This is a genomic window from Bdellovibrio sp. HCB337, assembly GCF_047302465.1.
GTDB lineage: Bacteria > Bdellovibrionota > Bdellovibrionia > Bdellovibrionales > Bdellovibrionaceae > JACMRP01.
The window spans coordinates 4,044,080-4,059,028 of record NZ_CP178621.1; the positions used below are offsets into that span (position 1 = coordinate 4,044,080).

Annotated in this window: 15 protein-coding genes and 1 other RNA gene; 10 read left to right on the forward strand and 6 right to left on the reverse strand. The window is 44.5% G+C overall.

The features are described from left to right. Positions 1 to 48 precede the first annotated feature (48 nt). Together ACLWBB_RS19565 and ACLWBB_RS19570 are read right to left on the reverse strand one after the other, a co-directional pair. Positions 49 to 921, reverse strand: a complete 873-nt coding sequence (locus ACLWBB_RS19565) for an alpha/beta fold hydrolase (RefSeq protein ID WP_413289257.1) — start codon at positions 919 to 921, stop codon at positions 49 to 51. A 120-nt stretch (positions 922 to 1,041) separates the two neighbouring features. Beyond that, positions 1,042 to 1,806 (reverse strand): M48 family metallopeptidase, encoded by a 765-nt coding sequence (locus tag ACLWBB_RS19570; RefSeq protein WP_413289258.1) that lies wholly within the window; start codon positions 1,804 to 1,806, stop codon positions 1,042 to 1,044. Between the two features lie 39 nt (positions 1,807 to 1,845). Here ACLWBB_RS19570 and ACLWBB_RS19575 point away from each other — a divergent pair, with 39 nt between their 5' ends. Next, complete coding sequence (locus tag ACLWBB_RS19575) at positions 1,846 to 2,811, forward strand: serine/threonine protein kinase (protein ID WP_413289259.1); 966 nt, start codon at positions 1,846 to 1,848, stop codon at positions 2,809 to 2,811. A gap of 66 nt (positions 2,812 to 2,877) precedes the next feature. Here ACLWBB_RS19575 and ACLWBB_RS19580 read toward each other — a convergent pair whose 3' ends face one another. Then, the gene (locus ACLWBB_RS19580) at positions 2,878 to 3,243 is read right to left on the reverse strand and encodes a hypothetical protein (RefSeq protein ID WP_413289260.1); all 366 of its coding nucleotides are present in this window, start codon (positions 3,241 to 3,243) and stop codon (positions 2,878 to 2,880) included. Positions 3,244 to 3,359: 116 nt separating this feature from the next. Between ACLWBB_RS19580 and ffs the strand changes: the two genes are divergently transcribed. From ffs to ACLWBB_RS19620, 8 genes are all read left to right on the forward strand, one after another. Then, an RNA gene (gene ffs / locus ACLWBB_RS19585) (signal recognition particle sRNA small type) lies at positions 3,360 to 3,457 on the forward strand. 32 nt (positions 3,458 to 3,489) lie between these two features. After that, a complete protein-coding gene (dnaX, locus tag ACLWBB_RS19590) occupies positions 3,490 to 5,121 on the forward strand; it encodes a DNA polymerase III subunit gamma/tau (protein ID WP_413289261.1) in 1,632 nt (543 codons plus the stop codon). A 3-nt stretch (positions 5,122 to 5,124) separates the two neighbouring features. Then, complete coding sequence (locus ACLWBB_RS19595; protein ID WP_413289262.1) at positions 5,125 to 5,448, forward strand: YbaB/EbfC family nucleoid-associated protein; 324 nt, start codon at positions 5,125 to 5,127, stop codon at positions 5,446 to 5,448. 4 nt (positions 5,449 to 5,452) lie between these two features. Further along, the gene (gene recR / locus ACLWBB_RS19600) at positions 5,453 to 6,067 is read left to right on the forward strand and encodes a recombination mediator RecR (RefSeq protein WP_413289263.1); all 615 of its coding nucleotides are present in this window, start codon (positions 5,453 to 5,455) and stop codon (positions 6,065 to 6,067) included. Further along, a complete protein-coding gene (locus ACLWBB_RS19605; RefSeq protein ID WP_413289264.1) occupies positions 6,067 to 6,660 on the forward strand; it encodes a GTP-binding protein in 594 nt (197 codons plus the stop codon). The genes recR and ACLWBB_RS19605 overlap by 1 nt, the downstream gene beginning before the upstream one ends. Positions 6,661 to 6,676: 16 nt before the next feature. Then, positions 6,677 to 7,642, forward strand: a complete 966-nt coding sequence (gene nadA / locus ACLWBB_RS19610) for a quinolinate synthase NadA (RefSeq protein WP_413289265.1) — start codon at positions 6,677 to 6,679, stop codon at positions 7,640 to 7,642. Between the two features lie 266 nt (positions 7,643 to 7,908). Further along, positions 7,909 to 8,241, forward strand: a complete 333-nt coding sequence (locus ACLWBB_RS19615; protein WP_413289266.1) for a hypothetical protein — start codon at positions 7,909 to 7,911, stop codon at positions 8,239 to 8,241. A gap of 66 nt (positions 8,242 to 8,307) precedes the next feature. Beyond that, positions 8,308 to 9,936: a tetratricopeptide repeat protein gene (locus ACLWBB_RS19620; RefSeq protein WP_413289267.1), complete on the forward strand. Its 1,629-nt coding sequence runs from the start codon at positions 8,308 to 8,310 to the stop codon at positions 9,934 to 9,936. Here ACLWBB_RS19620 and ACLWBB_RS19625 read toward each other — a convergent pair. Next, positions 9,925 to 11,583, reverse strand: a complete 1,659-nt coding sequence (locus ACLWBB_RS19625; RefSeq protein ID WP_413289268.1) for a hypothetical protein — start codon at positions 11,581 to 11,583, stop codon at positions 9,925 to 9,927. The two genes, ACLWBB_RS19620 and ACLWBB_RS19625, sit on opposite strands and share 12 nt — an antisense overlap. A 110-nt stretch (positions 11,584 to 11,693) precedes the next feature. Between ACLWBB_RS19625 and galE the strand changes: the two genes are divergently transcribed. Continuing rightward, positions 11,694 to 12,677, forward strand: a complete 984-nt coding sequence (gene galE / locus ACLWBB_RS19630; RefSeq protein ID WP_413289269.1) for a UDP-glucose 4-epimerase GalE — start codon at positions 11,694 to 11,696, stop codon at positions 12,675 to 12,677. Here the strand turns inward: galE and ACLWBB_RS19635 are convergent. Then, positions 12,674 to 13,492 carry a class I SAM-dependent methyltransferase gene (locus ACLWBB_RS19635; protein ID WP_413289270.1) on the reverse strand — a complete coding sequence of 273 codons (819 nt, stop codon included), beginning with the start codon at positions 13,490 to 13,492 and terminating at the stop codon, positions 12,674 to 12,676. The genes galE and ACLWBB_RS19635 overlap by 4 nt on opposite strands. Before the next feature lie 7 nt (positions 13,493 to 13,499). Continuing rightward, the gene (locus ACLWBB_RS19640; protein WP_413289271.1) at positions 13,500 to 14,828 is read right to left on the reverse strand and encodes a radical SAM protein; all 1,329 of its coding nucleotides are present in this window, start codon (positions 14,826 to 14,828) and stop codon (positions 13,500 to 13,502) included. Positions 14,829 to 14,949 lie beyond the last annotated feature (121 nt).

Sequence of the window (14,949 nt, forward strand, 5' to 3'; positions counted from 1 at the left end):
GTCCAGAGGACCCCTTTTCTAGTTGAAATAATTTTTGTTTAGGAGCATTTAGAGCCGCGCCGTCTTTCCCTTGTTGGGCTTGCTTTGCGTGACTTGTGCTGTGTAACTTCTCTCTGCTTTTTCTATGTGATCACGGACCAAATGGATCACTTCATAGGGCTGTTCGACAACCAACGCATACCCTGCGTGCTGAACAGTTTTATAAGCAACATGAGGAATCTCTAACCCTAGCCGTTTGTATGCAGAAATGTTGTGAGGTTGATCTTCATCCCCCGCAATAATCAGCACCGGAACTGAAATTTTTTTGAGATCTTCTTTCGAAAGATCGCGGTGATGAAAAACCTGTCGCATATTTTCTAACTCGTCTGGTGATAATTTCGAAAAATGCTCCAGCAGTTTTTCTCTTTTAGCAACAACGCTTGGATCTTTCGAGGCTCTAAAGCTTGCGCCAAAAGCCATGTTGGCAAAACTTTCCATTCCAGATTTGGCTCCATGCTTTTTCATAGAGTCTAAAAAGTGATCCATCTCTTTGATGGTTTGAATACTTTCTGATTCAGCAACCGCACCCATCACCGTACAACTTTTTAGTAAGTCTGAACGTTGTACTGCCAAGTTCAAACCGACATAGGCCCCTAAGCAGTTGCCGACAAAATGACAAGGTTCGATTTTTAGATGCTCAATAAGATGTATCGCATCTTGAATAGAGGTTTGCAGGTCTGATTTCTTATTTACCCGAGAACTTTGCCCCTGGCCGCGATGATCATAACAGATCACGCGATATTCATCAGAAAACGCATCTATCATCGGCTGATAGATCGACGCATCCATGTAAAGCAGTGGACTAAAAACGATCGCCGGAGCATTTTGAGGACCGTTATCTGTGTAATAGATGTCGGTTCCGTTAAACTTAACTGTAGGCATGCTATCTCCTTTTCTTGTGTCGCACACCAGAGATACCCAACGCCCCCTCGGCGCTGCCAGTGAAGATAAAAAATTCGGGAGAAAAACAAAATGCGGTAGAGTGTCGTCCAGAAACCGTAACTATTGCGGCGTCAAAAATTCACACAAGTGCTGAGACTCGCGAAGCTCTTTCATGAAGTTCTCATAGGCGGGACAGTGAGCTTCAACCAAATTCCAAAAAGCTGCTGAATGATTCATATGTCTAAGATGAGCTAACTCATGGATGATCACGTAATCGATGATTTCGGGCTTAAAAACAATCAAACGCCAATTAAAGTTAATCGCGCCCCGCGAAGAACAACTGCCCCACCGCGTTTTTTGTTCACGAAACTTTAGTGTCTTTGGAAATAGGTGCATTTGTTCAGCCCAATGCTGAGTGCGCTCCGTGATTTTTTTGATGGCTTCGCGCTTATAGAAGTCACGGATCACGGCAAGAAGCTCTGGATGCTCGTCCGTCAACACTTCGGCACTCCAATCATTGCGTGGAATATGCAACCGCAGTTCATCGTCTTGCCGAGCCACGAAAGCTTTTGCAAGGACCGTGATTGTCATTCTGAGTGCCAGGTCCTGACCAAAAAAAGGAAACTTTTGATAGGATTGAATTTTTCTTTTCGGAAATTTCTCGGCCAATTCTTCAAACTTATTGAAGTGCTTTTCGATCCAGTCCCTTTTCGCCAATAGAAACTCATAGATGACTTTCTGCGAAGTCATCTTGCCAGCTACCACTTTGATAGGACGCTGCGGATACAAATAGATCGACACCGACCGACGCATCGGTCGACGATGAACTTCGACAGTCCAGTTCGAGAATGAAAAGCTTTCTGTATCTTTTGCTTTGCTTGCCATTTGTTTGCTATAGAGTTTGACCGGAGTTAAACTGCCATTATGAATTCAAAGAGCTCTTTTTACAATCTGGATCCCGAAAAGGTTCTACAAGCCGCAGAAAACCTGGGTTTTCTGACGACCGGAGAATTTTCTCAGCTGAATTCCTATGAAAATCGCGTCTTTGATATTCGTTTGGAACAGCCTTTTGAGGGTCACTCCAACATTATTTCTAAATTCTATCGTCCGCACCGCTGGAGCAAAGCTGCTATTTTGGAAGAACATCAGTTCTTGTTAGATCTACAAGCTGAAAGCATTCCTGCTGTGGCTCCAATTAAGCTTACATCCGGCAGCACCTTGAGTGAACAGTACGATATGTATGCGGCTTTCTTTCCGAAAGTGCGCGGCCGTATGCCTCAGGAATTTGTCGGTGATGAGCTTTTTCAAATCGGCCGCTTAATGGCGCAAGTTCACAATATCGGTGCTCGCAGAAAAGCTCAGCATCGTCCTGTCTTAGATACGACTTACTATGGCGGCTGGGACACTTTGGATCACTTGCAATCTTGGATCGCGCCGGAGGTTGGGGATCGCTACAATGCCGCAGCCGAAATCATTCTGAATCGCTTAGATGACCTTTTGGATCCAAGTGAATTCATCCGTATTCATGGCGATTGTCATAAAGGAAACTTACTTCATAATGGTCAGCAGTTTTTCTTAGTCGACTTTGATGATTTCTGCACCGGCCCGGTCATCCAAGATTTCTGGATGCTTCTCAGTGGCGAAGGCGAAGAAGGTCTGCGTGAGCGGGAAGAGATCATTCAGGGCTATGAAGAGCTTCGTGAGTTCCCCGTTCACCAATGGGAATGGGTGCCGTGGTTGCGTGGTTTAAGAATTATTTCTTACGCCGGTTGGATTGCAAAGCGCTGGGAAGACCCAAGCTTCCCAAGACTCTTCCCCGAATTTAATACTTATCGCTATTGGGCCGAAGAGGTCGAAGCACTTGAAAAGATCGCCTGGGCCCAACGCTAGAAAATAAAAAAGCCTCTGGCGCGTTTCGCAGCAGAGGCTTCGTCAAACTCTGAAGAGTTTTTAAAATTACTGAATTTTAGTTTTGATTTTGTGTTTGCCGGTGGATTCGCAAGTCGTTTCCATCGCAGTTGTTGCACATTTCATAGTGCCGCAGTTCAAAGTAAGAACTTGGTTTTCTTTATTGAGTTCTTTGGTCTCTTTTTTCCAATCAGCGCAGGCTTTTTTCCAGCTTTCGCGCGCTTCTTTCAAAAGAGCTGCTGGGTCCCCTTGGATCTCGTCTTCGCCCGCAGTGATCTCGAACTTAGGCTCTTCTTTGTTGCCTTTTTGGATCTTGATGGTTGTGTCGCCATCTGCAGGAATGTCTTTGATACCCATGCTTTGTGCAAAGGCTGCAGTGGTGACTAAACTTAATGCAATAACTAGGAATTTCATAATTCCTCCTTGTAGGAGATGAATTTAGGCAAAAGTTCTTTGTTTGTTCAGGACTTTTTAGCGTGCGCGGGGCGTTAACGCGTGAAATACGAGCAGCCGGGGGTTAAACCGTCCTTGGCCGGGTCCCATACAATAGAGCCCTTACTGAATCCGCTAGGTCCGGAAGGAAGCAACGGCGTTTAAGGGACTATGTGATATGGGGTGCTCGGCCACTTGTCTTTTCTGCAGACATTTGAGGGGTTCGTTTTGTCTTATCAGGTCATTGCTCGTAAATGGCGTCCACAATCTTTCAACGAAGTCGTTGGACAGAACCATATTACCCAAACGCTGACGAACGCCCTTAAAAACAATCGTCTTCATCACGCTATTCTTCTAACAGGTCCTCGCGGTACGGGAAAAACTACTTCAGCACGTATCTTGGCGAAAGCCATTCGCTGCCCGAACGCCGTCGACTTTGTACCTTGTGATAAATGTGATTCGTGTCTGGAGATCGCACAAAGCCGCAGCTCTGACGTGATCGAGCTCGATGGTGCCAGCAACAATGGTGTTGATGCCATTCGTGATCTCAGAGACTCCGTGGGCTATATGCCCTCTTCTGGCAAATACAAAGTTTATATCATCGACGAAGTTCATATGCTTTCCACAAGTGCTTTCAATGCGCTCCTCAAGACCCTCGAGGAGCCACCAGAGCATGTGGTATTCATTATGGCGACAACGGAAGTGCAGAAAATTCCGCAGACGATTTTGTCTCGTTGCCAACGCTATGATTTCCGTCGCATTCCGATCAAACAAATCACCGACCAGCTTAAAAAAATCTGCGAAGGTGAAAATGTTCCAGCTGAAGAAGATGCACTCTGGATGATTGCCCGTCAGGGTGACGGATCTATGCGTGACAGCTTGAGCCTTTTGGACCAAGTGATCACATTTGCGAATGGACCTCTGACTCGCCTCAACGTGGTTGAGATTTTGGGACTTACCAGCCGCACACTTTTGTTTGAAACTCTGGAAAGTCTGATTGCTCGCGATACCAAAGCGGTCATGAAGGTGCTGGAGAAAATTGCGACCTCTGGTTTTGAGCCGCATTTGTTCTCGCAAGATTTGCTGGAAGTGATTCGCAATCTGCTTTTGGTCAAAGTTTCTGGCCAGGAAGCTATGCAAATTCTGGAACTTCCAGATTCAGAATTCAACGCGCTCGGTGACCTTGCTAAAAAATCTTCTGAAGAAGATCTGCATATGCTCTTTGATATGGCGCTAAAGGGCGGCAATGACATTCCGAAGGCCCAAGATCCTCGCATCGTTCTGGAAGTCAGCCTTCTTAGAATGGCCGCGGCTCCTCAGATCACCGATCTAGAAAGCCTTCTTAGAGGTGGTGCCAGGCTCGGCGTAAAGGCCTCAGCCGGTCCTAAAAAGGCGTCTGCCCAAGTTACAAAAGTTCAAGAAGGCCCGAAATATGTGACGGGACCGAATCTTCATGAAAAATGGCTCGCTTTTGTCCATAAAGTTCGTCAGGACGAAGCCCTGTTTGCGGCCAAAACTGAAAATCTTCTTTTCGTAAAAGAAGACGGAACAGTCATTCATTTAGGCGTCCCCCCAAAATTGGCTTTCCTAAAAGAGCAAATGAATGACTCTACCATCCGCGCTAAGCTGCAAGGATTTATTGATTCATACTGGGGGGCTGGTTATTCTTTCCAAGTTCTAAGCGGTCGGGACCCGATTGAAGGTGAAAGTGCGAACACTCTCTTGCAGAAAAAATCTCAGCAAGCCGAGGACGAGATTCGCAAACAAATCAACGAAAACCCGATGGTGATTGCGGCTCAGAAGGCCTTCAAAGGTCAAATCAAAGCCGTAACTGAGATTGCCGAAAAAGGCAGGAGGTAGCAGATGAAAGGTTTTAACGGTGGCATGGCTCAATTGATGAAGCAAGCTAACCAAATGCAAACTCGTATGAAGAAGGTTCAAGACGAGTTGGCAAAACAAGAATACACAGGCACTTCTGGCGGTGGCGCTGTTACTGTGACAGTAAACGGCGAATACAAAATGACTGCTCTGACAATCAATCCTGAAGTTGTTAAATCTGGTGATGTTGAAATGATTCAGGACATGATCCTGACAGCTACCAATGAAGCTGTGAAAGTGGCTCGTGAAACCTCTCAGAAAGAGATGGAAAAAGTCACTGGCGGCATGAACATTCCTGGTCTATTCTAAGAGCATGTTAAATATTCCCGCGCTTGAAAAACTAGTACACGAATTGAGTCGTCTTCCAGGCATTGGCCCGAAGAGCGCTCAGCGTTTGGCGTACCATATTTTGAAATCGAAAGATGATTATGTGGAACGCCTCAGCGAAGCTTTGATTCGTGTTCGCGCGGAAGTTCATACTTGCAATGTTTGCTATAATTATACCGACACGGATATCTGCAAATATTGCCAAGATGCTCATCGTACTGATGACTCCATCTGTGTGGTTGAAGAGCCTTCGGATATCATGAAGATTGAGTCTTCAGGAGCTTTCCGAGGTCGCTACCATGTTTTGCACGGGGTGATTTCTCCGCTCGAGGGCGTGACCGCTCAAGATCTGAAAATCAAAGAGTTGGTCGCTCGAGTTGACGCGGGGCTTAACAATCAGGCTCCTCACATCCGCGAGATTATTCTGGCTTTGGATGCCGATCTCGAGGGAGACACGACGATTTTGTACCTAGCAAAACTTCTCCAAGGCAAAGGCGTACGATTAAGTCGCTTAGCTCATGGAGTTCCTATTGGCAGCGACATTGATTTCGTAGATGATAGAACTATGGGTCAGGCTTTAGAAAACCGCGTGGAGCTGTAATGTCCTTTATCAATTACAACGCCAAAGAAATTCACTGTAAGGTTGTTTATTACGGTCCTTCATTGGGCGGTAAAACGACTAACATTCAGTGGATTTACCAAAAACACGCTCATAACCAAGAAACCAAGCTTGTAGCGCTCGATAACGAGCCTGAAAGAACTCTGTTCTTTGATTTCTTGCCTATGAACGTGGGCGAGATTCGTGGTTATAAGACCCGTTTCCATTTGTATTCCGTTCCTGGTCAGGTTGTTTACGATGCTTCCCGTAAGCTTATTTTGAAGGGCTTAGATGGGGTTGTCTTCGTGGCAGACTCTCAGAAAGAGCGTATGGAAGAAAACCTCGAAGCTTTGAAGAATCTTGAAAGAAATTTAGAGCAACAAGGCTATGACATCCGCGAGATCCCTTTGGTTATGCAGTATAACAAGCGTGATCTTCCTAATGCGGCCTCTATGGCTGAGCTCAGAACCGCTTTAAACTTCTACAACGCCCCTGAAGTCGAGGGTTGCGCTGCCGAAGGAAAAGGGGTCGAAGAATCCTTGAAAATGGTTTCTAAGTCCATTTTGAATGTGCTAAAAGGCGGCTCTAACATTTAATTGTTGGAGGCCTTTCATGTCTTACGATATTGCTGCCGATATTCAGCGCCTCAAAAAAGAGAAAAACGCCGTCATCCTTGCTCACTATTATGAAGAGGGTGATATCCAAGATGTTGCCGATTACGTCGGTGATAGCTTCTATTTGGCTAAAATGGGCCAAAAGGTAGAACAGCAAGTAATCCTTTTAGCCGGCGTTGTGTTCATGGCTGAAAGCGTGAAGATCCTCAACCCTTCGAAGACTGTCCTAGTTCCTGATATGGGTGCCAGCTGCTCTTTGGTTAAAGGGGCCCCATACCAAAAATACTTGGACTGGCGTAAGCAAAATCCGGATGGAGTTGCTGTAACCTACATTAACTCGAGCGCTGAAGTAAAAGCGATCTCGGATGTGATCATCACTTCTAGCAATGCCGAGCAAATCATTAAGTCTATTCCTGCAGATCGCAAGATCCTGTTTGGCCCGGATCAACACTTGGGACGTTTCTTATCTAAAAAACTGAATCGCCCGTTTGAGCTTTGGCCGGGGGCTTGTGAAGTGCATGTGCTTTTCAATGCCCGTAAACTTTATGAAATGACTTTGGAACATCCAGACGCCGTCGTCATTGCACATCCAGAGTGCGACGAGACCGTTTTGAATTATGCTCAAGTCATTGGCTCTACTTCTCGCCTACTGGAAGAAGTTGAAAAAAATCCTGCGAAAAAATTTATTATCGCGACTGAAACAGGCATCTTCCATCAGATGCAAAAGAAACGCCCTGATGCGACTTTGATTCAAGCTCCTGTTTTGGATAGCGGTTGCCTATGCAACAACTGCCCTTACATGAAGATGAACTCTATGGAGAAGATCAAACACGCGCTTGAGACCTTCGAGCCGCAAATTCGTATGGACGAAGTTTTGCGCAAGAAAGCTCAGGTATCTTTGGATCGTATGATGGATATTACGAGTGGTAAATCCGTCACTTGGCCCGCTGAATTTCAAGCTTAGAGCCGCCTGAATATGAAACTTTAGGGGCCCTCTTCAGGATTTTTGAAAAAATACTGTCTCATTGTGAGAAAACCCGTAGAACTTTTTGACTGCCAGTTGCAACCAACATCTTTCTGTGGTTGGTCCATTAACCTTTGGTCGAGTTCCTCCGATAGGTCTAGTGTAAGTTGAATTGATCTAAGGAAAGGTGTGCAATGAGCCGCTCGAAAAATAAAACTAGACCAAATAGACGGGTTGCACCACGGAAGGAAGTCACTCCCATTAACGTGGCATACATAACATCCCTGGCCGACTTCACAAAAATCGCGAAGAACTGCGAAATTGTCGAGGCCTCAGCAACCGGACTTCTTCTGCTCATTAAGCGTGAAGATTTATTGCCGAGTTCATTAAGGCAATCTTTGAACTTGGATGTCCTTTTAGGTGAAAGTATTTTCATGCATCTTGAAGATATGAACCTTGAAATATCTGGCTCGATCGCCAGAACCCAACTTTTGGGTAAAAAAGGTTTTCACGTCGCCGTTGATTATAGCGAAGACGCTCCTGAATACTGGCGCGAATGTCTGATGGATCTGCTGCCAATTCCTGGCGAGCTAGAATAAAAATCGGGGGCTAGAAAGCCCCCTTTTTTATACCTTTCCCCTAGTGTCTAGCATTTAATAGACAGTATGGCGGATCTCACGAAATCACTGAAAAAATACTGGGTCGAGCTGTGCTTCGTCTTTCTAATTCCGTTGGTTTTCTACCGCGCCTTCATGGCCCCTTATGTAACGTGGGATGATGATGTTTTAATTCTTAAAAATCCCCTCCTGCAACTTCCGTTTTGGGAAGCTCTCAAGAATGCTTTTCAAGTTTACTATCACGGAGACTATTTTCCGCTGACGTTAATGAGCTACTGGTTGGACTTTCAGGTTTTTGGTCTCAGTGCTCCGGCTCAACATATCGAAAATCTGGTTTTGCATTTAGTGGCAACTCTTTTGTTATTTCGTGTTTTAAAATCTGTGAGCCAAAAAGATAGACTCTCTTTTTTTATAACTTTGGTTTTTGCTCTTCACCCTCTACAGATGGAATCTGTGATGTGGATATCTGAGAGGAAAAGTCTGCTTGCTGCTGTCTTCATGTTCTTATCGATAGCATTTTACTTAAAAACTGTTGAGAAGCCCGGCAAGGCATCGTGGTACTGGCTAGCGGTTTTGTTTTTTGCACTGATGGGACTTACAAAAGCCACTGCGCTTTTGCTTCCCGCTTTGTTTTTGCTATTGGATTGGAAGTACTTGGCTGGAGCGCGCGGAAAAATATTTAAAAGATTTCTTCCTTTGGCACTTTTAGCCGGAGTCCTCATTGTTTTGCGTGTTCAAGCCTATTCTTCAAGTGCCACGGAGGCAGGCGCCGTGTTCCGGCAAAGCGAGCGCCTGCTGCAAGTTCCATGGATGGCACTAACCGCTATTGGCTTTTACATTAAAATGTTTTTCTTTCCGACACCCTACTCGCCGATATATCCAGCCTATGCGGTGAACTCTACGACGATACTTTGGATGGTCGCAGCAGCTGGTGTTCTCGTTTTTACAGCAATTTACCTGTGGCGAAAGAAGAATTTATTTTTGTGGTTCTGTGGCGCTTGGTTTTTGCTATTCTTGTCGCCGGTTCTTCAGCTCTTTCCGCGCATCAATTTTGTCAATGATCGTTACATGTACCTGCCGATCGTGGGTCTAGCCGGAATTTTCTTTTACTGGGTTTCTGAAAAGGTTCCAGCACATCTTCGCACGGTAAAAGTCTTCGCTGGAGCTGCAGTGACTTTTGCCGCGTCTTTGGGTTTGCAAAGCTTCAATCGTTCAGAAGCGTTTACTTCGAATCGCGCGCTGTGGACACAGGCCTTAACTATCGTGCCTGAGGATATGATTGCGCTGAATAATCTAGGCTTAGATTATCACCTAGCTGGAGAAGTAGATAAAGCTGTCGAACTCTACACCAAAGTTGTCACTCAACCAGGTACAAATTCCCTAAAAGCTATTACGTTTGGAAACTTGGCAGGAATTTATTCTGATCATAAATATAAAGGTTATGACTCTGAGAAAGCCATTCAGCTTTACCAAAAAGGCATCGCAAGCGTGCAGCGCCTGCACGAAACTTACGAACTTCGAATTAACTTAGGTATCACTTACAAGGATTTAGGAAGAAACGCGGAAGCTAAAGAGGTTCTGCTAGCTGTGCTTCAAGATCTTTCTAGGGAAAGTGACTACAAATTTCAGAATCTAAAAATCTTTGTAGAACGCCATCTGCAAAGTCTACCGAATTAAATCCGCACGCACGTAAATCGTATAGAGAGGCTTCTGGATGAAGGGTCTATATTGAGGACTGTTCTTAAAAAAATTCCAGAAAGAATCTTCATAAACATTTTTCTGCGGATCTTTCAGAAAAATCCAGTTTTTGCTGTCAGTCGGTATCGCAAAAGTCTCAAAAACTATGTCCGGCTTCGCCTTTTCGGTAGCGAAAACTGCATTGAGTTCGGCGCGCAAACCCGGGCTCACGTATGTCGGATGCATATAGTACATAAATGTCATTGGTCTTAACGTCGTGAAAAGATATCCCGCTGCAAAGGAATCATATACAAAAATAGATTGTGCGGTACTTGGCAAAGATTTGAAGTCCTCTTCCACTTCTTTTACGTAGGCGGCTTTGGCAACATTGGTATAGATTCCGTAAAAAGGGCCAGAGCTTACTTGCTGAGTGAGTTCCGGCAATCTTCCATCTCTATAGAAAAAGGCCCATGGAGCAAAACAGTAAATAAGCACCACCGAAAGCCATGCGATCCAAGGAAGTCTTCTTTGCTGAATCGTCGCGGACTCCAGAATAAAAATAAGTGCGATAGAAAATCCTAAAGCCGCGTTTAAAACCCCATTGGTACTTGTAACAGCCATGATAGTGGCCATTGCGCAGCCCACAAGGACTTCGTTGCTAAAAACTAGTTTTTCACCGCGCCAGATTCTCTTAACCAAATAAGCCGCGAAGATAAAAGCACATGCATAGATAAGGAAGCCGAAGCTAGAGTCTAATGCTAGTTTGGGTCCCGCAATCACATAATAGATCACCAGGAATGGTAGCAACGCATACTCAAAAGACTTTCTTTTCCAAGCGGAAAAAATGGCGGTAAGACCTGCAGAAACCAAGACTAACCAATGAGGGGCAAGAATTCCTAAATAGGCTTTTGAAACATCAATCTTATTCTGTAAATTTAGCAGCGAAATAGATCGTGCAACTTCGAAATTCTTTTGGATCTCTTCAAGTCCAATTGCAAAGATAGGAATTGCAAAAACAAGAAGTGCGATTGTAGTGCCCACGAACACTCTTCCCATCCAAAGCCGTAAGTCTTTATTCTTCCACTCTAGTAAAAATAGAATCACAAAACCAAAGCCCGTGATGGGATAACTATAAATTGCCATTGCAATAGTAATAGATAACAAACATGCCATTCCAAAACTGCGTTTGGTCTTCAAGAGTCTCAGCAATGACAGACTCAAAACCGTCATTAAGACCGCCATCGTGTTGTACGAAACCGCTGGCATTGAAAATGGAATATAAAGAACCGGCAATACCGACAGAGCTAAGGCGTTGCCAAACTCTAGGTTTTTTCTAAGAGCACGAAATAGCGCAAATCCTGTGGTCAAAGAAAAGCCAAAATAGATAAATCGGAAAAAGAGCGCAATCCCCGTCGTCGATCCTACAATTTTCAGGTACAGCCAGAAGAAAGGAGTCGCCCACAGAGATCCTGACTGTTGAAACAAACGATCTGTGACAAAAGCTTTGCCCCCAATCAGAGGTCCCAATGCCTGCGCTAAATATTGGCTTTCGTCAGTAAAGTCGACACCGAAGAAAAGACGAAAAAAGGTGCTTAAAAGTGCGATCAGAACGACGGCGCAAATAAGATAATCACTTCTCTTTTTCAACGAGGATCCTTTCTGAGGTCTCTTTATCCTCACTTTTTTTAGCAACTTCGTTCAAGTTTTTTCTTGGCTTTCCCAGGGGCCTGGACCTTAATAAAAGAGAGGAGAAAATCATGCGCGTTTTGATCACCGGCGGAGCCGGATACATTGGAAGTCATGTTGTTCGCGAAGCGATCGATCAAGGACACCAAGTGGTTGTGATTGATGACCTTTCTCATGGTTACCAAAAAGCCGTCGATTCCCGCGCAGAGTTCGTGAAAGGCAATGTCGGCGACTATGCGTTGGTCACAAAGCTCCTTAAAGATAAGAATATTCAAGCTGTCATGCACTTTGCCGCAAATATTGAAGTGGCAGAAAGTGTCTCTCGCCCCGACGAGTACTACCATAACAACGTTACCAATAGTTTGAATTTGCTAAAGGCCATGAAGGACTCAGGCGTGAATCGCCTGGTTTTCTCCTCCACAGCGGCAGTCTATGGGAACCCAGAAGTGACTCCAATACTAGAAGATCATCCGCGAAATCCCGTGAACCCTTATGGACGCAGCAAAATGATGATCGAAATGATGATTGAGGATTTTGCAAAAGCTTTTGGTCTTGGCTATACGCTCTTACGCTATTTTAATGTGGCGGGTGCTCATCCTAACGGAGATTTAGGAGAAGATCATATTCCTGAAAGCCACCTGATTCCAAGAATTCTGGCTGCAGCTTTGAGTGATCGAAAAGCAAATATCTATGGTACTGACTATCCAACACCTGATGGCACTTGTATTCGTGACTATGTTCACGTGATGGATTTGGCCAAAGCCCATTTACTGGCTCTCGACGAAACTAAGCCCGCACAAGGAACTGTCTTTAACCTCGGCAGCGAAAAAGGCTTCTCTGTTCGGGAAATTATCTCTGCTTGTGAACGCGTGACTAGTCAGAAGTTTGTCATCAACGAACAATCTCGCCGTGCTGGTGATCCCGCAATACTCATCGCAAAAAGCGAGAAGGCTCGTAAACTTCTAAAGTGGCAGCCGCAGTATTCGGATATTGATTCGATTATTGCTCATGCATGGCAGTGGCATAGCAAAAATCCCAAGGGCTATCGCTCTTAGGATTTTTTAACTGCGCGAATAGTAATGTTCCATGCCCACCATTTCAACGGTGGAATCAACTTAAAGAGAATTTGATCAATTGTGTGAAAGGCGCGAAGCCACTTCAATTTTTCGTAGTCTTTCAGAATTTTCTTCCAGTAGCGAACCTTGTTTGGATTATAGCGATTAATCAGCACGAACTTAATGAAGACTATCATCGCTGATAACCAATAAAACTTCGTTTCAACCTCACCAAACTGACTGCGGATCAACTTAAGATCGCTGATCTTTAACGGGTGTTCGTCTTCAGTACGAACCTTTGTGGCAATGGCTCTATAAATGTTAACAACGGGATTGTAATCGACTGGATCCCAGAAAAAGGCTCGGCCTCCGGGTTTTAAGACTCGGTGGGCTTCGCGGATACATTGTTGGATATCCACGTGATGTAGCAAGTTCGCCGCATATACAACGTCAAAGCTGTTGTCGGCAATATTGGTCAATTCATTTGCAGAGACTACTTGCAGATTCACTTTACAACCAATCATCTGAGCACGACGGTCTACAAGTTTAAGCATCCCTGGTGAAATATCTGTCGCCGTTACTTCAGCGCCTTTTTTTGCAAAATATAAAGATGCCTCGCCAAGGCCCGCTCCAAGTTCAAGGATTTTTAAACCTTTTGGATCCCCCAACCACTCCACAATTTGTGAGTTCTCTGGAGCTGTAAATCTTTGAAAGGCTTCATCAAGGGCAATGTCATTAATGTCTTCTTCACTAGCCCACTGGTCATGAAATTCGGCTTCTTTGCTCTCGATGAGATTATTTGCATTCGTCGTCATTTAAGCCTCAAACCTTTTTCTCGGAAGAAATAAGCACATCTTCGCCCTCGCCACGAACACGCCCTTGCTGTTTTCGTTTTTCGAGGTCTCTTTTAATTATTTCACGACGAGACTCTACATCTCTCCAAGTGCTTAGAACATCTTTGATGTCTGTGTCGATCCATTGCTCTTTCGGATACACCTGAGGGAAGTCCTTCTTAATTTTTTCAATTTCACCCAAAAAGTCACTTTGGACAGGGGCACTAGACAACTTGCCTGCGCCAGATGAAAGGACCATGAAAGATCGTTCAACGAATGCCTTTGGATCACGTACAGATAATGTTACTTCGGGATAGCTTCCATAGTGGCAACCGCTGCAATTACGAACGATATCCTGAACGTCTTGTCTAAGGGTGATTTCGCCTTTTTTGTATTTCTCTACAAAGTCTGGGCTATAAAGTTTTGGTGGATTCTTTAAAGTATAATCACAGCAGGTCGTGAAGTCCCCGTTTGGCCTAACAGCAAAATAGAGATTCGGACTATCGCAAACGCCATCTTTACGCCATGTAGGTCCATTGCCTTTTAAGAAAGAAATCGAACTTTCCAAAAACCACTCAGAGTCAAACAATGGAGCTTTTTGTCTTTTCAATTGAATCAACTGACTTTTTAGTTCTTCCAAATTGCCAAAATGCTGGTCGCCGAATTTAAAAAGGCCGTCATAACTGCGGAACCCTTTTGGTTTTTCTGACGAAGCAATATGCACCGGAACCAAAGAGACCTGCCAACCAATTCGTTTAGCAAACTCGAGAATGGCAGGAATCTCGCGGTAGTTAAATCGGCTCAATACGGTTCCGAAACTAAGAATCGCTGATTTTTTACGAAACACGTTCGAAATAAGTTCAATGGTGTTGATTGCATTTTGGCTGCTTCCAGGAACTGCATTGATGTAATCAAAAGTATTGTGATCCAAAGAGTCGACAGAAACATTGATATCTCTGGCTCCAGCTTCATAACATGCGCGGAGCTTTTCCTCGGTCGCAAACTTGGTGCCTGCCGTCTGAAGTCGTACGTTTAGTTTTTCGCGTGTAAAGGCCTCTACAATTTCAGGCAGATCGTGGCGCATGAAAGGCTCGCCACCAGTTAAGAGAACAATCCCTGCGCCAACTTTTCTTAAGTTCTTAGCTGTTTCGCGAATCTGTTCGATAGGCATTGCTTCAATACGTGAATTGGTCTCAACAATGTTGCACTGACGGCACATCAAGTTGCATTTACCAATAATGTAGAACTGAACATAGTAAGGGCTTTTTTTTGTGATAAGAGCCTTAAGTATGGACGTATAAGTCTGCACAGAAAACATGATCACTCCCGACATATTTATCCTAAGTGAGCTTCGTGACAGACGCTATTCATTTCCTGTGTGAGACTAAAGTCTGGATCTAAATTTATTGAAATTTGCTTTCTTCAAAACACTTTGAAAT